Source organism: Mesorhizobium sp. LNHC209A00 (assembly GCF_000502915.1).
Taxonomy (GTDB): domain Bacteria; phylum Pseudomonadota; class Alphaproteobacteria; order Rhizobiales; family Rhizobiaceae; genus Mesorhizobium.
In genome coordinates this window covers 434,959-455,664 of the sequence record NZ_AYWT01000003.1, presented here as the reverse complement: position 1 = coordinate 455,664, position 20,706 = coordinate 434,959, and the positions used below count along the sequence as shown (strand labels likewise).

Sequence of the window (20,706 nt, the reverse complement as noted above, 5' to 3'; positions counted from 1 at the left end):
GCCATGAACATGCGTTCGATCAAGACCATTTGGTGGTGGGCCTGCTGACAGCGGCCTGTTCGAACGCGTGCGCGTGAAAATAGTGGGTGGCCGCAACGGAATGTCCGGGCGGCCATTTGTTTTTTAAAGCCATTCCCGGGTCCGTTGCCCAAGTAGCTGATGGAGACGGCAATGACGTTGAAGGTTCTGGAAAACGGCGCTGAAAGCTTCGTGACGGCGGGTGGCATCACCATCACCCGCGAGCGCCACGACCGCCCCTATGAAGGCGCGATCGACGCTTATGTCGAGGGGCTGAACTCGCGCCGGGGCGCGGTATTTTCCTCGAACTACGAATATCCTGGCCGCTACACGCGCTGGGATACGGCCATCATCGATCCGCCGCTGGTCATCTCGGCACGCGGCCGCGCCATGCGTATCGAGGCGCTGAACAGCCGTGGCGAGGCGCTGTTGCCGGTCATCGGCAGGACATTGGGCGGCCTCACCGAGGTCACGATCGCCGAGACCTCGAAAAAGCTGATCCGTCTCGACGTCGCCCAGCCTGGAAGGGTCTTCACCGAGGAGGAACGCAGCCGCGTTCCCTCCGTCTTCACCGTGCTGCGCGCTATCACCGCCCTGTTCAAGACGGCCGAAGACGCCAATCTCGGCCTCTACGGCGCCTTCGGCTACGACCTTGCCTTCCAGTTCGACCCGGTCGACCACACGCTCGTGCGCAAGCAAAGCCAGCGCGACCTGGTGTTGTTCCTGCCCGACGAGATCCTGGTCGTCGACCACTACTCGGCCAAGGCCTGGACCGACCGCTACGACTATGCGGGCGAAGGTTTTTCGACCGAAGGCCTGCCACGCGACCAAATCGCCGAACCGTTCAAGACCGCCGACCGCATCCCGCCACGCGGTGACCATGAGCCCGGCGAATATGCCAATCTGGTGCGCCGCGCGATGGACTCGTTCAAGCGTGGCGACCTCTTCGAGGTTGTCCCCGGCCAGATGTTCTACGAGCGTTGCGAGACCCAGCCCTCCGAGATTTCGCGCAAGCTGAAGTCCATCAACCCGTCGCCCTATTCCTTCTTCATCAACCTGGGCGAGAACGAATACCTGATCGGTGCGTCGCCGGAGATGTTCGTGCGCGTCAACGGCCGCCGCGTCGAGACCTGTCCGATCTCCGGCACCATCAAACGCGGCGACGACGCCATCTCCGATAGCGAGCAGATCCTGAAGCTGCTCAATTCGAAGAAGGACGAATCCGAGCTCACAATGTGCTCGGACGTCGATCGCAACGACAAGTCCAGGGTCTGCGAGCCGGGCTCCGTACGCGTCATCGGCCGCCGCCAGATCGAGATGTATTCGCGCCTGATCCACACCGTCGACCACATCGAGGGCCGCTTGCGTGAAGGCATGGACGCTTTCGACGCGTTTCTCTCGCACGCCTGGGCGGTCACCGTCACCGGCGCGCCGAAACTGTGGGCCATGCGCTTCATCGAGCAGAACGAGAAAAGTCCGCGCGCCTGGTATGGCGGCGCGATCGGCATGGTCAACTTCAACGGCGACATGAATACCGGCCTTACCTTGCGCACCATCCGCATCAAGGACGGCATCGCCGAGGTACGTGCCGGCGCTACATTGCTCTTCGACAGCATTCCAGAGGAAGAAGAAGCTGAAACCGAACTGAAGGCATCCGCCATGCTCTCCGCGATCCGCGACGCCAAGACGGGCAATTCGACCAGCACCGAGCGCACCACGGCGCGCGTCGGCGACGGCGTCAACATTCTTTTGGTCGACCACGAGGATTCCTTCGTCCACACGCTGGCCAACTACTTCCGCCAGACCGGCGCCAATGTCTCGACCGTGCGCTCGCCGGTGCCGGAGGAAGTCTTCGACCGGCTGAAGCCCGACCTCGTCGTGCTGTCACCCGGACCCGGCACGCCGAAGGACTTCGACTGCGCGGCGACCATCAAAAAGGCTCGCGCGCGCGACCTGCCGATCTTCGGCGTGTGCCTCGGCCTGCAGGCACTGGCGGAAGCCTATGGCGGAGAACTCAGGCAGTTGCACATTCCCATGCACGGCAAGCCATCGCGTATCCGCGTCTCGAAGCCGGGCATCATCTTCTCCGGCCTGCCCAAGGAAGTCACCGTCGGCCGCTACCACTCGATCTTCGCCGATCCGGTACGCCTGCCCGACGATTTCATGGTTACGGCCGAGACGGAAGACGGCGTCATCATGGCCTTCGAGCACCGCAAGGAGCCGATCGCCGCGGTGCAGTTCCACCCGGAATCGATCATGACGCTCGGCCACAATGCCGGCATGCGCATCATCGAGAACATCGTCGCGCATTTGCCGCGAAAGGCCAAGGAAAAGGCAGCCTGACGCCAATGGCCGAAGCCGAGAACACGATGGCGATCGCAGCCAGGGCGGCCGCGAAGCGCAAGGTCGCCAACCTTGCCTTCTGGTCGATCGTGGTCGCTTTTGTCGTGCTCGCGCTGAAAGCCGCCGCCTGGTACGTGACCGGTTCCGTCGCGCTCTATTCGGACGCGCTGGAATCGATCGTCAACGTCATCGCGTCGGTTGCCGCTTTCTGGGCGATCCAGGTCAGCCACAAGCCGGCCGACCAGGATCACCCCTTCGGCCATCACAAGGCCGAGTATTTCTCCGCCGTGCTGGAAGGCGTGCTGATCGTGCTCGCCGCGCTTTTGATTCTGAACGAAGTCTGGCGCTCCTGGCAGGCCCCGGCGCCGCTCGAACAGCCTTGGAAAGGCCTTGCCGTCAACGGCGTCGCCACCGCCATCAACGCCTTCTGGGCCTGGATGCTGATCCGCACGGGCCGGGCCGAGAAATCGCCGGCGCTGGTCGCCGACGGCAATCACATCATGACCGATGTGGTGACCTCGATCGGCGTCTTCGGCGGCTTGGTCGGAGCAATCCTGACCGGCTGGCAGATCCTCGACCCGGCATTGGCTGTCATCGTCGCGCTCAACATCCTGTGGCAGGGCTGGCATGTGATCGGCTCGTCGATGAACGGCCTGATGGACCGGGCCGTCGACACGGCGGAGCACATGCGCATCCGCGACATCATCTCGGCCAATTGCAAGGGCGCCATGGAGGTGCACGATCTCAAGACCCGCATCGCCGGCCGCGCCACCTTCATCGAGTTCCATCTGGTCGTCGACGCCGACATGTCGGTCGGTGCCAGCCATGTCATCTGCGATCGCATCGAAGACGCGCTGAAGGCCGAACTCCCCTCGGTGCGGGTGACCATCCATGTCGAGCCCGACGACGAAGCTAAGCTGCCCAAGGGCACGACCGCGGTGCCGTTCGCCTGAGGCGGGTCACTGTCGCGACCTTGGAGAGCAACTCCAGGAAAAGCGTGAGCGTTTTTCCGTCCGGAAGTGCGTAAAACAAAGAGCTAACCGGAGTTTCACGACTTCGTCATCCTTGGGCGAAGCAGGAGCGCAGCTCCGTAGCGGAGACCCAAGGATCGCCATGAAGTTGGCGGAGCAGAACTTTGCACCGTCGCAGCGCCTCGAAGTCACGGCATGGATCCCATGGTCCGCGCTGCGTCGCTTCGCTCCTTCCTCCGCCATGGGAGGAGACGAAACGCTGCTCACGGCGCGCAGGCGGATTGTGGCATTGGCTCCAGCCGATAGACCTTGTCGTCGGACGTCGTCTTGCCGTCCGCGGCCTTCGAGCACAGGTCGACGATCGCCAGGCTGCTGTTGGGGTTCGCAAGCGTGATGGCGCCGTTGGCACCACGCTTGAGGAAGATCTCCTTTTGCGCGATGTCGCAGGAATAATTGCTCGTCTTTGAACTCGCGGCACAACGCCACTGGTCGGCCTCGCCCTGGCACGAATAAGTCTGCGTGACCTTGGCCCCCTTCTGCCGCGTCGTGACCGAGACCACGATGTCGGCGCCGTCGGGCCAGTTCGCGTCGTCGCCTGCCGAGGCGAAGGACGCCAGTTCCACCGGTCCTCGAAACACCCGGATCGACTGCGTCAGTTGGTCGGGATGCGAACCCATATGCGCTGCGTCATAGTCGCGCCCGTAGCAGAAGGCCTGGTCGGGCTTCAGCCGCTCGCGCAGCGGCGGCCCGAGCGCCGGGTCGATCGGATCGATGCGCGCGAATTCCGCCTTGCAGGTCGCCGCCAGCATCGGATCGAGGCGGAAATTGTCGTCTTCCTTGCCAAGCGCCTGCCTGTCGTATTCAGCCGCGCCGAGTTCTTCTTCCGAACCGGCGTCGAGGTAGATATCGGACGACAGGTCCGACAGGATCAACCGGCCCTTGCCGTCGACCTTCAGCGACGCCAGGGTACGGTCGCAGTCCATGCCGCAACGGATCGGGCCCGATTTGCCATCCTCGGACTCGTGATTGCACCAGCCTCCGGCCCATTCCGGCGCCTTGGCGCCACGCACCGTGGTGGTGAGGAATCCATTGTAGGAAGTATCGGAATTCGCGTTCGGTTCCTCATTCGGGCGGCTGACCGGATCATGGCCGTAGTAGAAGAAAATCCGCGTCACCTTCTGCTTCGGATGTGCCTTGAGGTGCGCCGCGTCATAGACCCGGCCGAAACAGGCGTCGGCCCCGTTGGGGCTGAGTTCGGTGAGTTTGAGCATATTGTCGGCAAAAGCAGAACCCATAAGTCCGACAATCAGTGCGGCGCCGAATCCGGCGCTGGCAAACGTCTTCCATTCCCTGGACGCCATGTGCCCCCCTCCGCATCGACAAGACGTAACGTCAATTTATGCTAGTATTGCGGTCGCGGCCACGCAAATCGCGCTGAGCCGGCAAGCCAAGGAGGCACGCCATGCGCCGACGTGACATGTTCCACGCGGCTCTCGCCGGAGCCGGGACGCTTCTCGGCCTGCGGGCGGTGCAGGCGGCAACCACCGAGCCTGCCAGGCTGAAGGTCGCCTATCACCTCAGCGACCTCGACAAGGTCAATTTCGTGCTCGGCAACATCAAGAACCACTATGAGGGCACCGGCGGCAACGTCGATATCGCGCTGGTCGTGCATGGTCCGGCGCTTGCCGGCTTCAAGTCGAAGGGCATATCGGCGGCGATTTCGGGGCGCTTTGCCGGTCTTGTCCAGCAAGGGCTCGACCCGCACGCCTGCGGCAACACCATGCACGGCATGGATATCACGCTCGCCGATTTGCTCGACGGCTTCCATGCCGCCGACAGGGGCGGAGTCGTCAAGCTCGCCGAACTGCAAAGCCAGGGCCATGTCTATCTCAGGCCTTGAAGCGGCACTGACTTGAATGCAAGGGTGGCAACACCCGCCAAGAATCTCGGAAATCCCCCGGAGGAACAGAAGTGTCAGAGACAGCCCTTGGTCTTGTCATTCCCGATCTCGCCGGCAAGGCGGTGCTGGTCACCGGCGCCTCGACCGGCATCGGCGCGGCGCTCGCGCTCGCTTATGCCGAGCAGAAATGCAAGGTGGCGCTGCACTATAATTCCAGCCGCGACGCCGCCGAGAAACTCGGCCAGACCATTCGCGGCGGCGGCGGCGAGGTCTTCCTCGTCCAAGGCGACTTTTCTCTCCCCGCCGATGTCGAACGCGTCGTCGAGGACAGCGCGCGGCAGTTCGGCCGGCTCGACGGGCTGGTCAACAATGCCGGCGGCATGCTTGGCCGCGTGCCCTATGCCGAGCAGACCGAGGCGCACTACGACGCGGTGATGGACCTCAACGCACGCTCGGTGCTGACCGCCTCGCGCAAGGCGATCCCGTGGCTGAAGAAACAGGGCGGCTTCATCGTCAACACCTCGTCGATCGCCGCGCGCAACGGGGCGGGCGGCGGCGCCGGCCTTTACGGCTCGGCCAAGGCCTTCGTCTCCAACGTGACGCGCGGCATGGCCAAGGAACTGATCGGCTTCGGCATCCGCGTCAACGCCGTGGCGCCGGGCACCATCCTCACCCCCTTCCACGAACGCTATTCGACCGACGAGCAGATGAAGGGCATGGTCGCCACCATTCCGCAGGGCCGCGCCGGCACGGCGCAAGATTGCGTCGGTGCCTATCTGTTCCTCTCATCGGATCTGTTGAGCGGCTACGTCACCGGCCAGGTGATCGAGGTCAATGGCGGCCAGTTGATGCCTTGACCGGCGACCGGCATACTGGACACACTCCTTTCGCGCCAACCAAGGGGGAGACGAGGACATGTATGGACTGATCGGCAAGATGCGGGCGGCGCGTGGCCAACGCGACGCTGTCATGACCGTGCTGCGTGAGAGCACTGGCGCCCTGCCCGGCTGCCTGAGCTATATCATCGCCACCGACCCGGCCGACGCCGACGCGATCTGGGTGACCGAGGTGTGGACCGATCAGGCAAGCCACAAGGCCTCGCTGCAGCTTCCCGAAGTCCAGGCGGCGATCGCCAAGGCACGCCCCTTCATCGGCGGCTTCGAATTCCAGGTGGAAACGCATCCGGTGGGCGGCTTCGGCTTGGCTGAAGCCAAAACGGGCTAAGGCGGGCGCCCGAGGCGGAAACATGCTTTTCAGGCGCACTTGCGTTCGCATTTTTCGCGTCTGGGGTTAAGACCAGAACATGGATTCCGAGGCCGAGCAGCCATCTTCCGACCACCCCGCCATCGAGCGCATGAAGCGGCTGAGCAAGCCTTGGCAGTGGCTCTTCCTGCTGGTCATCTCCGCGCTCTTCGCCGGCGCGCTGGAACTCGCCGCTTTGCCGGCGGCGCTGCTGATCGGACCGATGCTAGCGGCCATCGTCGCGGGCACCAACGGCGCCACGGTGCGTGTGCCGCGGCTTCTGTTCGGCGCCGCCCAGGCTGTCGTCGGCTGCCTCGTCGCGGCTTCGATCTCGGCCGATATCTTTCCGGTCTTCTACAAGGAATGGCCGCTGTTCCTCGGCGTGGTGATCGCCACCGTCGCGGCCTCAAGCCTGCTTGGCTGGCTGATCAGCCGCTGGCGCATCCTGCCGGGCACCACCGCCGTCTGGGGCTCTTCGCCGGGGGCCGCCACCGCCATGGTGCTGATGGCCGGCGCCTTCGGCGCCGATCAGCGCCTTGTCGCCTTCATGCAGTATCTGCGCGTCATCCTCGTCTCGATGACGGCAGCCCTCGTCGCCAAGATGTGGGTCGACACCTCGGGCATCGAGGTCCCGCCCGTCGTCTGGTTCCCAGAGATCGATCCGCAACCCTTCGCCGCCACCATCGGCATGGCGCTCGTCGGCGGCCTCGCGGGCAGGCTTTGCCGGCTGCCTTCGCCCTTCTTCCTCGGCAGCTTCATCTTCGGCACAGTCATCCATCTCGGCCTCGGGGTGCCGATGCAATTGCCGCAATGGCTGCTGGCGGCCAGTTACGCGATGGTCGGCTGGGCGATCGGCCTGAACTTCACCAGGCCGATCTTGCGCCACGCGGCACGCGCTTTGCCGCAGATCATCGCTTCGATCGTCGCGCTGATCGCGTTTTGCGGCGGCCTTGCCTTCCTCATCAGCCGGCTCGCCGGCGTCGACCCGCTGACCGCCTATTTGGCGACCAGCCCTGGCGGCATGGACAGCGTCGCCATCATCTCCGCCGCCGCGCGGAACGTAGACATCTCCTTTGTCATGGCACTGCAGTCGGCGCGCTTCCTGATCGTGCTGCTTGTCGGCCCGAGCATTGCCCGGCTGGTAGCCAGAAGCATCAGGGAAGGATGAGGGCTGCCACCAGGGCACCGCTATCGCTCGGCTGCAAGGCGTTCGGGAAGAAAGTCGACGAAGACGCGCACCTTTGGCGACAGATGGCGATTGGAGGGCCATAGCATCCGGAACTGGCCGCGGCCGTCGACATGATCGTCAAGCACGGTGCGCAACCGGTCCTCGCGCAGCGCATCCCGCACCAGGAAATCGGGCATGCAGGCGATGCCGAGTCCGGCGATCGTGGCGCCTTTCAAAGCTTCCATGTTGTTGCAGGTCAGCATCGAACGGATCAGCGGTTGGGCGCTCCCGGTAATGAACGGCCAGCCCAGCAGCCTGCCGCTGTTGAGATAGCGGAAGTTTATGCCGAAATGCCTGATGAGATCCGCCGGCACGCTGGGAGTGCCATGGCGCTCGAGATAGGAGGGTGCCGCGCACAGCAGCATGCGGAAGGGCGCAATAGGTCTTGACACCAATCGTGAATCGGGCAGCTCGCCGCTGCGGATGGCGACATCGATGCCTTCCTCGATGACGTCGACGATCCGGTCGTTGAAATCGATATCGAGCTCGATCTCGGGATAGCGGGCCATGAACTCCGACAGCACCGGCAGCAAAAGATGGTAGGTGACGATCGGGGTCGAGACGCGCAACCGTCCACGCGGCGTCTCCCTTGTCCGCGACAGCATCGCCTCGGCATCGTCGATGTCGTCGAGGATGCGCCGCACGCGCTCGTTGAACAGCTTGCCCTCCTCCGTCAGTCCGATCCGCCGCGTGGAGCGCTGCAGCAGCCGAACGCCGAGTTCCTGTTCGAGCCGCGCGACGCTTTTGCCGACGGCCGAAGCAGAGATGCCGAGCGCCCGGCCGGCGGCGACGAAGCTGCCGAACTCGGCGGTGCGGGCGAAAGCCAGAAGGCCGCTGAGGCGATCCACCATGCTGCTCCATTCGAGCGTTTCAGTCCGTTATATCAGGATATTTAATAGTATTATTCCTGATCTGTCTCTGACCTATCTTGGTCCGCATGATCGGCGCCGCGGTTTCGCGCATGCCGGCGCGGACCGCTCAGATGGGAAAACCCATGACCTTGAAGACCATAACCGGCCCGGCCGATAGATGGCTCGTGCTCTTGTCGGTATGCCTTGCCGCTATGACGATGCCTCTGACCTTCACCGGCCCGGCCGTCGCGCTCTCCCGGATCGCGGCCGATCTCGGCGGCAGCCCGATCGCGCTCAACTGGGTGACCAACGCCTTTATGCTGACCTTCGCCGCCAGCCTGATGGCAGCCGGAGCGCTCGCCGATAATCATGGCCGCAAGCGAATCTTCCTCGTCGGTCTCGCCCTCTACATTCTCGCCTCGCTCGGCGCGATGCTGGCGTCCGACATCGCCTGGTTCGACATCTTCAGGGCCGCGCAAGGGCTCGGCAGTGCCTTGGCCTTCGCCGGCGGCGCCTCCGCGCTTGCCCAGGAATTCGAGGGACCATCGCGGCTGCGCGCCTTCTCCTTTCTCGGCACCAGTTTCGGCATCGGGCTGGCCTTCGGCCCGATCGCCTCCGGCCTGCTCATCTCCGCCTTCGGCTGGCGGTCGATCTTTGTTCTGGTCATGGCACTTGCGGCTGCCTCGGCAACCCTCGGCCTGCGCACCATCAGGGAATCGCGTGATCCGGATGCGACCGGCCTCGACTGGGCGGGCGCCGCCACGTTCACCTTCGCGCTGGCCTCGCTGACCTATGGCGTGCTCCAGGCGCCCCAGAGCCGCTGGGCCGATCCGCTGGTGGCAACGCTTCTCGTCGTCGCCGTCCTTTGCTTTGTGCTGTTTGTCGTCGCCGAGAGGCGCGCGCGCCGGCCGATGCTCGATCTCACCCTGTTTCGCTTTCCTCGCTTTGTCGGCGTCCAGTTTCTTGCGGCGGCGCCCGCCTATGGCTTCGTCGTCCTGCTCGTACTTTTACCAATCCGCTTCATCGGCATCGAGGGGATGAGCGAGATCAAGGCCGGGCAATTGATGATCTGCCTCTCCGGGCCGTTGCTGTTCCTGCCCTTGCTCGCCGGCCAGCTGGCGCGCTGGATCGCTCCGGCCACGATCTGCGGCGTCGGCTTGCTCGTCGCGGCGGCCGGCCTTGTCTGGCTGAGCCTGACGCCACCGGTTGACGTTGCGCTGGTCGCGCCGCTGACCCTGATCGGCGTCGGCATCGCCTTGCCTTGGGGGTTGATGGACGGGCTCGCCGTCAGCGTCGTGCCGACGGAGCGGGCCGGGATGGCGGTCGGCATCTTCAACACCACCCGTGTCGCTTGCGAAGGTGTGGCGCTGGCCATCGTCATGGCGACGCTGTCAGGCTTCACCGCCGCGCAACTCACCGGTCGAGGCGCTGCGTCTTCCAGCGACGCGGGCGGCGCGGCGCAATTGCTGGTGACCGGCAATGTCGGTGGAGCCGCGCACCATTTGCCGGCGGCCGGCGCCGTCGTGCTGGTCGAGGCCTACGAAACCGCGTTCGACAGGCTGCTGGTCGTGCTGGCGGCAATCACCATCGTCACCGCCCTCGTCGTCTTTCTCGGCCTGCGCCGCGGATCGGCGGCGGAGCACGACACCGAACCGCTGCCGGCCTGCCAGGAAGGGTAGGCGTCAGCCATTCTCAGGCCAGCTGAATATCAATGCACCTTAGTCCAGCCTGTGCATCAGATCGTCATCCAGCCAGCGGCCGAAGAAATAAGCCAGCTGCTTGTGCCACCACGGCCAGTCATGGCTGACGTCGCCGCCCCAATAGTCGACCCAGGCCGGAATGGATTTGTCGCGCAGGATCTGTTCCAGCTGGCGCGTCTCGACCAGCATGCGCTCCTCCCATGCGCCCTGCCCGCAGCAGAAGATCAGCCTGAGCGCCTTCAGCCGCGCCAGCAGTTTCGGGTCGACGATCCCTGGCAGATAATCCAGCGGCGAGTTGTAGAAGATGTCCCCGTCGAGCGCCTTGCCGAAAAAATCGCGGGCCGAATAGACCCCCGACAGCGAGATGACGCCGCTGGCGAGCTCGGGAAAACGGAAGACGAAGTTCGAGGAATGGTAGCCGCCCATCGAACAGCCCGAGAAGAGCGGTTTCAGCCGCCGTCCGCCATTGGCTTGCGCGGCGGTTTCCAGAAATTCCGGCAGCGCCTCCTCGCGCAGATAGCGGAAATAGGCCTCGTGCCGGTCGATGCGATGCACGGCATCGACATCCCTGGCGAAGAAGGATTCTGTATCGATGCCGTCGACGGTGAACAGCTGGATGCGGCCGGTATCGACGAACTCGGCGAGCGCCCCCACTCCGCCGGAATCCTCGAACTGGTAGAACCGGCCCTGAGAGGTCGGGAACACCACGACCGGCCGGCCGGCATGCCCGTAGCGCTTGTACTCCATGTCGCGGCCGAGATTACGGGCGAAAACCTTGTGATAGGAAATGTCCATGCCTCAAGCCTTTTCGGCGTGGATATAGGCCACCGCTTCGCGCAGATCAGCCTGATCCTTCGAGCGCATCTGGTAGGCGTAATTTCCCATGGCCCGGCTGAAAACCTCTTCTATCGGCTGATGATGGACGATCTTGTCGCGGTGGGCGGCTAGCACGTCCCCATGGCTGTGCAAATAGTCGATGTGGCGCTTGCGGCTGGCATAGGCGGTGAAATACTTGCCCTCATAAGGGCCGCCGGCAGCATCCTTGACCACCATGTCTGCCCATGCCGCGTAGACATCGATGTCGAAGGTGTAGTTGATCGCGTCGGTCATCCAGGCGCCGGGCGGCCGCATGTTGACCTCCAGCGCGATGATGCGGTCGTCCCTGGTCTCGAACAGTTCGATATGGAAAAAGCGTTCGCGCACGTCGAACGCCTTCAGAATCTTGCGGCCCGCCTCCTCGACGACGGGCCTGATCCGGGGAAAGCAGGTGTAGCTCATGTGGCGGTCCTTGTTGACCACGTCCATGACACTCTGGTCGTAGCGATGGCTGGCCGCCAGTACCACTTCGCCGTCGCGGTTGATCAATCCGTCATAGGTCACCACCAGCCCTTCGATGAACTGCTCCATGACGAAGGTCACGTCCTCCGGCTTGTCCCGGAAGAACTGGTCGAGCTCTTTCGCATTGGAGATCTTGAACGTGTTCGACGCGCCGGAGCCCGAATCCGGCTTCACCACCACGGGGTAGCCGACGCGGCGGATGAAGGTCATGGCGCCGGCCCGGTCGGAGCATTTGCGCTGCGCGATCGTCTCGACCCCGCTCTTGCGGAAGAAGGCGCGCATGCGGCTCTTGCGCTTCAGATTCTTCACGAAATCGAGCTTGGTGCCGTAGATGTTGAAGTCGGTGCGGATGTTGGCTTCCAGTTCCAGCCAGTGCTCGTTGAGCGATTCGAACCGATCGATGCGGCCCCATTTTTGGATGAAATGGCCTATCGCCCGGAACACCGGCTCGTAATCCTCCATGTCGGCAACGCGGTAGTATTCCGAAAGCGCCTGCTTCAGCTTGCCGTCGAGCGCATCATAGGGCGCATCGCCAATGCCGAGCACGGTCGCGCCGGCCTTCTTCAGCCGGTCGCAGAAATCGGCGCCATTGGCGGGAAAATGCGGCGAGAAGAACACGAAATTCATGAACGCCCCCTGCCGACGACACCCGCCGGTTCGCAAGTCTGGCCCATTTGCGGCGCGCGGGGAAGAGCATCCGCGCCAGGGATGATGTTCGACAGGGTCGGCACCGCTTGCCTCCCAAGGGCCGCTCCTGTATGAGAGCGGCCATGAACATGCGCGCCACCACCGCTTCCCGTCAGACCGGCTTTGCCGGCGAGACCGTGCGCGCGCTTGCCTCGACCCTGCTTCTTCTCGGCCTTATCGGCGATCGCCGGGTTCGCTGAAGGAGCGCCCGGCGGTCGAACCGCCGCGCAAGCGCATGCTCCTTGGCAGATCATATCAAGCGAACGAAATTCTGGTAAAGGCGCCGCTTGGCTCCACATCCGCCTGAAAGGTGGACCCGCCAGCCGCCGGGAGAAACGACGATGAACGCACGAGAAGACATCCGCGCCAGCGAGGCCGCGACCGGCAAGCAAATTGGCCGGGGCATGCCGGACGCAGCCCGAAAATATCAGCCCTACCCGACCGTCGGCCTCACCGACCGGACCTGGCCCTCGAAGGTGATCGACAAGGCGCCGATGTGGTGCTCGGTGGATTTGCGCGACGGCAACCAGGCGCTGATCGATCCTATGGGCCACGAGCGCAAGGCGCGCATGTTCGGCCTGCTGCTCGACATGGGCTTCAAGGAAATCGAGATCGGCTTCCCGTCCGCCTCGCAGACCGATTTCGACTTCGCGCGCTGGTGCATCGAGCAAGGCAATGTGCCGGCCGATGTGTCGTTGCAGGTGCTGGTGCAGTGCCGGCCCGAACTGATCAGCCGCACCTTCGAGGCGCTGAAGGGCGCCACCAACCCGATCGTGCATTTCTACAACTCGACCAGCGAGTTGCAGCGTCGCGTCGTCTTCGAGAAAGATGTCGGCGGCATCAAGCGCATCGCGACCGACGCGGCCAAGATGATCACCGACATGGCTGCCAGGGCTGGCGGCGGCTATCGCTTCGAATATTCGCCGGAGAGCTTCACCGGCACCGAACTCGAGGTCGCTCTGGAGATCTGCAACGCCGTCACCGAAATCGTCAGGCCGACGCCCGACAACAAGCTGATCATCAACCTGCCGTCGACGGTCGAGATGTCGACGCCCAATATCTATGCCGACCGCATCGAGTGGATGTGCCGCAATCTCGACAACCGCGAAAACCTGATCATCTCGCTGCATCCGCACAATGATCGTGGCACCGGCATCGCCACCACCGAACTCGGCCTGATGGCTGGTGCCGACCGGGTCGAGGGCACTCTGTTCGGCAATGGCGAGCGCACCGGCAACGTCGACATCGTCACCTTGGCGCTCAACATGTACACGCAAGGCGTCGATCCGGGCATCGACTGCTCCGACATCAACCGGATGAAGGATGTCTACGAGTATTCGAACCAGCTGAAGATTCCCGAGCGTCACCCCTACGTCGGCGAACTCGTCTACACTGCTTTTTCCGGCTCGCACCAGGACGCCATCAACAAGGGCATGAAGGCCTTGAAGAAGGCCAACACGCCGCACTGGGAAGTGCCATACCTGCCAATCGATCCGGCCGATGTCGGCCGCAGCTATGAGGCCATCATCCGCATCAACTCGCAGTCGGGCAAGGGCGGTATTGCCTATGTGTTGCAGGCCGATTACGGCCTCAATTTGCCGCGCAACCTGCAGATCGAATTCAGCCAGGCTATCCAGGCGATCACCGACGCCGAAGGCAAGGAAGTGCCGGCAAAGCGTATTCATGACCGCTTCCTCGAAACCTATGTCGACCAGCCTGGCGCCCGCCTGAAATTCCTCGATCATCACACTTATCCGGCCACCGAGGTGAAGGGCCGGCGCGTAGTCGAGGCGGTCATCCTCGACCACGGCAAGGAAGTGACGATATCGGGCACCGGCACCGGCCCGATCGACGGCTTCGTCGATGCGCTGTCACGCCATGTCGGCGTCGAGATGTCGGTGCTCGATTATTCCGAGCATTCGATGCAGCGCGGCTCGAATGCGTCGGCCATCTCCTATGTCGAGATGGAATATCCCGGCGGCAAGCTGTTCGGCGCCGGCATCAACACCAACATCGTCGCTGCCTCTCTGGAAGCGGTAACGTCAGCGGCCAATCGTATCGTCGGCCGCAACGCGCGATAGTTCGCCGTCGGCGCGAGAGCCGGGATTGCTCTCGCGCCGCTATTTTTCGGGCCTGAACAAGGTCTTGGCATCCATGGGATTCGATAAGGATTGCTCCGGCGTCCCTGGCCATCCTGTCGCGCGCTGCTCATTAACCACCGGCAAAATATCCGGTGGGGTAGGCGATCGCATAATGGGTGTATACTTGTATGGCGGTGCGGGCATTATATGATCAGCGCCTTAACCTGTGCCGACTTCGAGAGGATCGACACTTGCAGCATGCCACGCCTGCCGCCCCCGCAGTGCGCGAAACATTGGAGCGACTGCTTGCCAGCGAAACGTTCGGAAGATCCGAGCGGGCACGCAAGCTGTTGCGCTATCTTGTCGAGCGCGAACAGGCAGGCGAAGCCGACAGGCTCAAGGGCTTTTCCATCGCCATGGATGTCTTCGGCAAGGACGGCGATTTCGATCCTTCGACTGATGCGGTGGTGCGGGTTCAGGCCGGCCGGCTGCGTGACTTGCTGCAGCAATATTTCGCCAATGAAGGTGTTGCGGAGCCTGTCCGCATAGCCATTCCGCGCGGCGGCTACGTCCCGGCCTACGAGCTCAACGCGATCCGCTTGCCGGAGACGGCCGAACTCGCCACGCAGACGGGAGCGGCGGCGGCTCCATCGGCGCAACGCGGCACTGCCGAGAGCGCCACTCCGGCCCCTGCCTTATTGGCGCCGATTGTCGCGCCGGCGCCGTCGGTGGCACGTCACCTCCGATTCTTCTGGATGGCGATCGCTGTCGTCATCGCCATGCTTGGTGTTTTGATCCTGCGTCAGGGCGGCGGTGCGCTGCTGGCAGGCGGCGACTTTGCGGCCACGCTCGAGACCGCGGGCCTGGCCGGCGGCGTCGCGCCGTCTCCCGCCAGCGAGGCCTTGCCGCTCGTCTACATCGCCGACAAGGCCAGTGGCACGGATGCCAGCCGTGTCGCCGCATCGCTGCGCGCCGGCCTGAGCGGTTTCGATACGATCGATTTCATCGGTCGCGACGCGGTCGCCACAACCGATCCGGCCACCAATGCCACGAGCTTCATCTTCGATATTCTGCCTGGGCCGGATACGGGCGAAATCACGATTGAACTGCAGAGCGTGGCGACCGGACGGGTGCTTTTGTCGCGCAACCTGACCGCCGCCGACAGCGCACCGGCCGCCGTCGAGAACCGTATAGCCGGCATCTTGACGTCCACTCTTCCCGCTTCCGGCACAATCTACAGCTATCTCGAACAGAGCGGCATTCAGACCGTCCTCACGCAATGCCTGACGCTCAACGACAAATATTATCTCGACCAGAACGCCAGGACCCACGAAGCCGCCTATCGCTGCCTCGAAACCCTCGCCGAACGCGGCGCCAAGTCACCACTGGTCTATTCGGAACTCGCCTCGCTGCACCTGGAGGCCGTGAACGACCACTACGCCTATCCGCCGGATGCCACGATCGAGAAGGCGATGACATTTGCCCATCGCGCCGTGCAGATGGGACCGACCAGTCCTTATGCGCATCGCTCCTACGGCTACATCAACTCGCGTCTTGGCAACGCTGACGAGGCGCTGCGCTGGATGCGCAAGGCCTATGACCTCAATCCCTACGATCTCGCCATGGCCGCCGCTTACGGCTATGGGCTGATTTTCGCCGGCCGGTATGCCGAGGGGACGCCGATCCTGGCCCAGGCGGTGGACGCCTCCAGCGGTCATCCGACATGGTGGGATTTCGGACTTTTCGCCGGCGAACTCATGCTTGGCGACACGAACAAGGCCGCCATCGCCAGTTCCTCTTTGAGAACAACCGCAACCAAGTCGCACTATCTTGCCGCCCGGCTGATCGGCGCCAAGATCGCCGGCCGGGACAATCTGGCGCGCAAGCTGCTCGACGAGCTGACCGCCAAATTTCCGAAATTCGCCGCCGATCCGCGCGCGACCTTCGTCGAACGAAAATATCCGCCCGATCTGACCGAGCGGCTGGTTGGGGCCCTGCGCGCGGCGGGCCTCGGCAACGCGAGCTGACGTCCCACCAACGGGTTGTTTGGACCAACCGAATTGTTGCCCGCCGAAAGCAGGTGGCAAACCCCCGATTCGACTGATTTGCCGCCTTTGTCAGACGACTTCGCGAGGTCGAGAGCTCGCAACCGCCAGCCGTCGCGAAAATTTTACTGGCCATCGTGGACAAGGAGCAATCCAGCCGCATTCCCATCTTGCCGTCCCGTCATAAGCTTTCACATTTCATGATCGCATCGCTTCACGCCACCGAACAGGGTACTGGCTCGAAGGCCATCGCCTTGCTGCATGGTTTTGGCGGCTGCCATGGTGTCTGGCACGAAGTGATCCCGTCGCTGTCGCCTGCGGTGCGCACACTGGCTTATGATTTGCCGGGGCACGGGCTGTCGCTCGATCTGCCCGGCGCCGGCCCGGCCAAGGGGGCGGCAAGGGCCGTCCTGGCCGATCTCACCGCGCGATCGGTGAAGCGCGTTCATCTGGTGGGCCACTCGATGGGCGGCGCGGTGGCGACGCTGATGGCACTGGCGGAACCCGAGAGGGTGGCCTCGCTAACACTTCTGGCGCCGGGCGGCTTCGGCCCCGAGATCAACGGCCCGCTGTTGCGCCGCTTTGCCGCCGCAAGGGATTCCTCCGACATCCGGGCGTGCCTAAGCGCGATGTCGGGACCGCTGACGCGCCCTGTCGATGACACCGTGGACGCCCTCCGCGACATGCGCGGGCGACCCGGCCAGGTGGAGAAACTGATCGAGATTGCTGCCGCCATGACCAGCGACGACCGGCAGGGCGTCATCCCGCGCGACCGGTTGGACACACTGACCATGCCGGTGACGGTGGTATGGGGGAGCGATGACCCGATGCTACCCGTTACCCAAATGGATGGTCTGCCCGCGCGATTTCACGTGCACCACGTGCTGGAGGCTGGCCATATGCTGATCGAGGAGGCGCCCGATCTGGTCGCCATGATCATACAGCGCAACATGAACCGCCGCGCCAGGCCCTTGCGCCCGAAACTCGCCGCCACCGGCTGAGAGGTCCCGCGCGGCACCGAGCGGGAGCCCTGCCATTTTGATCTCGCCAGTGCATTTTGGCTTCGGCTGTGTTAACTGCCTGTTAACCAAAACCCCGCGAGGCCACGCCGATGAAGGACGCAGGCGAAAAGATCGATCCGTCAAAGAAACTGTCCGATGCCATCCGTGATGTGAAGAATGCCTTCGCTGACCGCGACGATGTCGTTGTCGACATGCGCGAGGCGCACCGCATGCGCCTGGACCTGCTGGCCGCGGACCTCGCGCCCATCTTTGCCGACGTTCCAGCCGACATGGACAATTTCGACTTTGTCGTCTCCTCGGGGCTGCAGCCGCGCCTGTGGATCGATGCCGTCAGCCATGTCGCGATGGGACGCGACCGTCGCACCTACCGTTTCCTCAAGGATACACGCATTGGCCGGGTCGTGCTTGCCGAGTCGACCGAGATGAAGCCGGTCGCCGATTCCGTGACGCGTTATGTGGCCGAGCGCATCGTCGAGCGCCAGAGGATGATGGAAGGTGGCGTCGAGCCGGCGGTCGCCGGTTTGAAACGCGCCGAGGTCGCGGAAGCCGAGCCACCGCTGCGAGCATCGACGCAAGGCAAGGGCTGGTGGGCCTTCCTGTCCGGGCTTGGGCTGGTCGCCGCCGGCGCGCTGGTTGGTCTGGCGTTGTCGGCCGCGCTGCTGTGGGACCGCATCTCGGCCATGGTTCTCAACTGGCGGCCATAGCCTCGCCGGGCTCGACCCCGAGTTCCAGGCTCTGCAGATCGGAAGGCGGTATCGACGGTCCGGTCAGACCGCGTCGCGTCAGGTGGATACGCCAGTTACCCTTTTCGCCGTCGATGTCGAACAGATTGTACTGTGCTGCCGGGTGATTGCCGCCCGGCGCCTGGCCGGCGGCCGCGACCCCGACGACCGGGATCTTTGCACCGCGAAGCCCAATCTGGAACAACGACGGCAGATGCGAATGGCCGTGCAGCACAAGCTCCGCGCCATGGCGACGGACGATTTTGTGGAAGCGGGCGATGCCGAACAGCCGCTTGTGCTGGGAGACGGCGCCCCGTAATGGCGGATGATGGATCATGATCGCGCGGAAAAGCCCTTGCTTCGCCGTGCTCTCGAGGATCTTGCCGAGCCGAGCCGCCTGCCCCTCCATGAAGAAACCATTGGCCATGAAGGGCGCCGTGGCGCGCGCCGTCGAGACCCCGATCAGCGCGATGTTGCCGCGCACGCGCAGATATGGGAAGGCATTGCGGTCGACCGGCGTGTTGACACCGTCGCCGCTCATCCACGCCGCCCACGACCGGCAGACCTTGTCGAAGGCGCCGGGCACATAGGCATCATGGTTTCCCGGCACGACCGAAACGTCATGCGGTGGCCCCAGCGTCTCGAGCCAGTGTTTGGCCATCTCGATCTCACCGTCGAGGGCGAGGTTGACGAGGTCGCCGGTGATGGCGAGATGGTCGGGGTTTTGCGCCTTGATATCGGCGACGATGGCGTCGATGACGGCATCGTGCATGTGGCGGCGGCGGTTGCGCTGCCAGTTGACGTAGCCGAGCACGCGCTTGGAGGCGAGATCGCGATAGGATACATCGGGCAGCGGCCCCAGATGGACATCGGAAATATGCGCGAGCCTGAACATCCCTCCTTCATAGGCGACGTGCGCGCCCCTTTCCACCCAAGGTTTCGCTACTGATGGCGAGCGACGAGGAGGCTCCTTTCCGCCAGACCGGCTGGGCGGGTTTGAGGGCCTGGCTGTTCCACCTCTATTTCGTGCTGCGGCGGCCGATGACGCTCGGTGTGCGCGGCCTCATCCACGATGCCGGCACCAATTCCGTCTTCCTCATCCGCCATACCTATGTGCCCGGTTGGCAGCTTCCCGGCGGCGGCGTCGAGGTTGGCGAGACGATGGCCGAGGCGCTGGCGCGCGAACTTTACGAGGAAGGCAACATCCAGATCACGGACGCGCCCGTTCTCAAATCGATGCATTTCAACCGCCGTGCCAGCCGGCGCGACCATGTCGGCTTCTATCTCGTCGAACAGTTCAGCCAGACCGCACCGAAACTGCCCGACCATGAAATCGCCGAGGCCGGCTTTTTCCCGCTCGATCGCCTGCCGGAGGGCACGACGCCGGCAACGCTGCGGCGGATCGCCGAAATTTTCGCAAACGTGCCGGCATCGCCCTATTGGTAGTCAGGCGGCAGCCCTTCCAAAACGCGCCCGATCATGCGGCGCGCCATAGTCGAGCGCCGGCCCGACCGGCACGATCCGGGTCGGGTTGATGGTCTCGTGGCTGCCGTAATAATGCGCCTTGATGTGGCGCAGGTTCACGGTCCCGGCGACGCCAGGCACGCTATAGAGGTCGCGCAGATAGTTCGAGAGGTTCGGATAATCGGCGATGCGGCGCAGGTTGCACTTGAAGTGACCGACATAGACCGGATCGAAGCGCACCAGGGTGGTGAACAGCCGCCAGTCGGCCTCGGTGATGCGATCACCCACCAGGTAGCGTTGCCTGGAAAGGCGATGTTCCAGAGTGTCGAGCGCCGAAAACAGCGCGCCGAACGCCTCCTCATAGGCCGCTTGCGTGGTGGCAAAACCGGCACGATAGACGCCATTGTTGACGGCGGGATAGACCAGCGCGTTGATCGCGTCGATCTCGCCGCGCAGGGCCTCGGGGTAGAAGTCGAAGCTGGCGTTGCCCCATTCGTCGAAGGCCGAATTGAGCATCCGGATGATCTCGGAGGATTCGTTGGAGACGATCGTCTGTTCCTTCTTGTCCCACAGCACCGGCACCGTCACCCGGCCTGAATAGGCAGGATCGGCCTCGGTGTAAATCTGGTGCAGAAAGTCGAGACCATAGAGCGTGTCGCCGGTGGCGCCGTCCTCGGCGAGAAACGTCCAACCGTTCGCACCCATGAAATGGTGAACCACCGAGACGGAAATGATGCCTTCCAGCCTCTTCAGTGCGCGAAAAATTAGCGTCCGGTGCGCCCAGGGACAGGCGAGTGAGACGTAAAGGTGATAGCGGCCGGGCTCCGCCTTGAAGCCGCGGCTGCGGCCTTCGGCGGGTTTGCCGTCGTGCGTGATCCAGTCGCGCCATTGCGACTGCGCCCGCACGAACTTGCCGCCACTGTTCTTCGTGTCGTACCAGCGGTCCTGCCATTTGCCATCGACGAGCAATCCCATGAATTGTCCTTTCGCGTTTCCCGTCATGTAGGGCGCGCTACGGTAAGGCGGAAATCATCCAGGGCTGAACAGATCGTCAATCGGTAGTGCCGGCGAACGGGTCGATTGCGGCGGCGCAA

Annotated in this window: 18 protein-coding genes; 12 read left to right on the top strand and 6 right to left on the bottom strand. The window is 63.7% G+C overall.

Annotated features, from left to right (window positions below; all coding sequences use genetic code 11):
- Positions 1 to 171 precede the first annotated feature (171 nt).
- Together X739_RS156165 and X739_RS156170 are read left to right on the top strand one after the other, a co-directional pair.
- Entirely contained in the window at positions 172 to 2,361 is a 2,190-nt protein-coding gene (locus tag X739_RS156165) for an anthranilate synthase (protein ID WP_023770339.1), read from the top strand.
- A 5-nt stretch (positions 2,362 to 2,366) separates the two neighbouring features.
- Entirely contained in the window at positions 2,367 to 3,314 is a 948-nt protein-coding gene (locus X739_RS156170) for a cation diffusion facilitator family transporter (RefSeq protein WP_023794047.1), read from the top strand.
- 281 nt (positions 3,315 to 3,595) lie between these two features.
- Here the strand turns inward: X739_RS156170 and X739_RS156175 are convergent, their stop codons facing one another.
- Positions 3,596 to 4,693, bottom strand: a complete 1,098-nt coding sequence (locus X739_RS156175; protein WP_023794045.1) for a hypothetical protein — start codon at positions 4,691 to 4,693, stop codon at positions 3,596 to 3,598.
- A gap of 101 nt (positions 4,694 to 4,794) precedes the next feature.
- Here X739_RS156175 and X739_RS156180 point away from each other — a divergent pair, with 101 nt between their 5' ends.
- From X739_RS156180 to X739_RS156195, 4 genes are all read left to right on the top strand, one after another.
- Positions 4,795 to 5,232, top strand: a complete 438-nt coding sequence (locus tag X739_RS156180) for a DsrE family protein (protein ID WP_023794043.1) — start codon at positions 4,795 to 4,797, stop codon at positions 5,230 to 5,232.
- A 71-nt stretch (positions 5,233 to 5,303) separates the two neighbouring features.
- The gene (locus X739_RS156185; RefSeq protein ID WP_023781387.1) at positions 5,304 to 6,089 is read left to right on the top strand and encodes an SDR family oxidoreductase; all 786 of its coding nucleotides are present in this window, start codon (positions 5,304 to 5,306) and stop codon (positions 6,087 to 6,089) included.
- Positions 6,090 to 6,147: 58 nt separating this feature from the next.
- Positions 6,148 to 6,456 carry a putative quinol monooxygenase gene (locus tag X739_RS156190; protein ID WP_023770344.1) on the top strand — a complete coding sequence of 103 codons (309 nt, stop codon included), beginning with the start codon at positions 6,148 to 6,150 and terminating at the stop codon, positions 6,454 to 6,456.
- Between the two features lie 79 nt (positions 6,457 to 6,535).
- Positions 6,536 to 7,642 carry an AbrB family transcriptional regulator gene (locus X739_RS156195; RefSeq protein WP_023794040.1) on the top strand — a complete coding sequence of 369 codons (1,107 nt, stop codon included), beginning with the start codon at positions 6,536 to 6,538 and terminating at the stop codon, positions 7,640 to 7,642.
- A gap of 20 nt (positions 7,643 to 7,662) precedes the next feature.
- Here the strand turns inward: X739_RS156195 and X739_RS156200 are convergent, their stop codons facing one another.
- Entirely contained in the window at positions 7,663 to 8,550 is an 888-nt protein-coding gene (locus X739_RS156200; RefSeq protein ID WP_023770346.1) for a LysR family transcriptional regulator, read from the bottom strand.
- Positions 8,551 to 8,696: 146 nt separating this feature from the next.
- Here X739_RS156200 and X739_RS156205 point away from each other — a divergent pair, with 146 nt between their 5' ends.
- Positions 8,697 to 10,232, top strand: coding sequence for an MFS transporter (locus tag X739_RS156205; protein WP_023770347.1), 1,536 nt, complete (start codon positions 8,697 to 8,699; stop codon positions 10,230 to 10,232).
- Positions 10,233 to 10,271: 39 nt separating this feature from the next.
- Here the strand turns inward: X739_RS156205 and X739_RS156210 are convergent, their stop codons facing one another.
- Entirely contained in the window at positions 10,272 to 11,048 is a 777-nt protein-coding gene (locus X739_RS156210; RefSeq protein ID WP_023770348.1) for an alpha/beta hydrolase-fold protein, read from the bottom strand.
- Positions 11,049 to 11,051: 3 nt separating this feature from the next.
- On the bottom strand, positions 11,052 to 12,218 hold the full coding sequence (locus X739_RS156215) for an ATP-grasp domain-containing protein (protein WP_023770349.1): 1,167 nt from the start codon (positions 12,216 to 12,218) through the stop codon (positions 11,052 to 11,054).
- 401 nt (positions 12,219 to 12,619) lie between these two features.
- Between X739_RS156215 and leuA the strand changes: the two genes are divergently transcribed.
- The 4 genes from leuA to X739_RS156235 all read left to right on the top strand — a co-directional run bounded on the left by leuA (position 12,620) and on the right by X739_RS156235 (position 18,130).
- Positions 12,620 to 14,359: a 2-isopropylmalate synthase gene (leuA, locus tag X739_RS156220; RefSeq protein WP_031247659.1), complete on the top strand. Its 1,740-nt coding sequence runs from the start codon at positions 12,620 to 12,622 to the stop codon at positions 14,357 to 14,359.
- Positions 14,360 to 14,610: 251 nt separating this feature from the next.
- Positions 14,611 to 16,386, top strand: a complete 1,776-nt coding sequence (locus tag X739_RS156225) for a hypothetical protein (protein WP_023770352.1) — start codon at positions 14,611 to 14,613, stop codon at positions 16,384 to 16,386.
- A 218-nt stretch (positions 16,387 to 16,604) separates the two neighbouring features.
- Entirely contained in the window at positions 16,605 to 17,405 is an 801-nt protein-coding gene (locus X739_RS156230; RefSeq protein WP_023770353.1) for an alpha/beta fold hydrolase, read from the top strand.
- A gap of 110 nt (positions 17,406 to 17,515) precedes the next feature.
- Positions 17,516 to 18,130, top strand: coding sequence for a hypothetical protein (locus X739_RS156235; protein WP_023770354.1), 615 nt, complete (start codon positions 17,516 to 17,518; stop codon positions 18,128 to 18,130).
- On the opposite strand, the gene X739_RS156240 is transcribed toward X739_RS156235, so the two are convergent.
- Positions 18,114 to 19,043 (bottom strand): metallophosphoesterase, encoded by a 930-nt coding sequence (locus X739_RS156240; protein WP_023770355.1) that lies wholly within the window; start codon positions 19,041 to 19,043, stop codon positions 18,114 to 18,116. The genes X739_RS156235 and X739_RS156240 overlap by 17 nt on opposite strands.
- A 53-nt stretch (positions 19,044 to 19,096) precedes the next feature.
- Here X739_RS156240 and X739_RS156245 point away from each other — a divergent pair, with 53 nt between their 5' ends.
- Positions 19,097 to 19,594, top strand: coding sequence for an NUDIX domain-containing protein (locus X739_RS156245; RefSeq protein WP_023770356.1), 498 nt, complete (start codon positions 19,097 to 19,099; stop codon positions 19,592 to 19,594).
- Here X739_RS156245 and X739_RS156250 read toward each other — a convergent pair whose 3' ends face one another.
- A complete protein-coding gene (locus tag X739_RS156250; RefSeq protein ID WP_023770357.1) occupies positions 19,595 to 20,587 on the bottom strand; it encodes a glutathione S-transferase family protein in 993 nt (330 codons plus the stop codon).
- Between the last annotated feature and the right edge of the window lie 119 nt (positions 20,588 to 20,706).

Coding starts and splice junctions, on each gene's coding strand:
- X739_RS156180 (WP_023794043.1), top strand. CDS start 4,795: ATGCGCCGACGTGACATGTTCCACGCGGCTCTCGCCGGAGCCGGGACG.
- X739_RS156240 (WP_023770355.1), bottom strand. CDS start 19,043: ATGTTCAGGCTCGCGCATATTTCCGATGTCCATCTGGGGCCGCTGCCC.
- leuA (WP_031247659.1), top strand. CDS start 12,620: ATGAACGCACGAGAAGACATCCGCGCCAGCGAGGCCGCGACCGGCAAG.
- X739_RS156170 (WP_023794047.1), top strand. CDS start 2,367: ATGGCCGAAGCCGAGAACACGATGGCGATCGCAGCCAGGGCGGCCGCG.
- X739_RS156205 (WP_023770347.1), top strand. CDS start 8,697: ATGACCTTGAAGACCATAACCGGCCCGGCCGATAGATGGCTCGTGCTC.
- X739_RS156235 (WP_023770354.1), top strand. CDS start 17,516: ATGAAGGACGCAGGCGAAAAGATCGATCCGTCAAAGAAACTGTCCGAT.
- X739_RS156210 (WP_023770348.1), bottom strand. CDS start 11,048: ATGGACATTTCCTATCACAAGGTTTTCGCCCGTAATCTCGGCCGCGAC.
- X739_RS156175 (WP_023794045.1), bottom strand. CDS start 4,693: ATGGCGTCCAGGGAATGGAAGACGTTTGCCAGCGCCGGATTCGGCGCC.
- X739_RS156245 (WP_023770356.1), top strand. CDS start 19,097: ATGGCGAGCGACGAGGAGGCTCCTTTCCGCCAGACCGGCTGGGCGGGT.
- X739_RS156165 (WP_023770339.1), top strand. CDS start 172: ATGACGTTGAAGGTTCTGGAAAACGGCGCTGAAAGCTTCGTGACGGCG.
- X739_RS156195 (WP_023794040.1), top strand. CDS start 6,536: ATGGATTCCGAGGCCGAGCAGCCATCTTCCGACCACCCCGCCATCGAG.
- X739_RS156190 (WP_023770344.1), top strand. CDS start 6,148: ATGTATGGACTGATCGGCAAGATGCGGGCGGCGCGTGGCCAACGCGAC.
- X739_RS156215 (WP_023770349.1), bottom strand. CDS start 12,218: ATGAATTTCGTGTTCTTCTCGCCGCATTTTCCCGCCAATGGCGCCGAT.
- X739_RS156230 (WP_023770353.1), top strand. CDS start 16,605: ATGATCGCATCGCTTCACGCCACCGAACAGGGTACTGGCTCGAAGGCC.
- X739_RS156250 (WP_023770357.1), bottom strand. CDS start 20,587: ATGGGATTGCTCGTCGATGGCAAATGGCAGGACCGCTGGTACGACACG.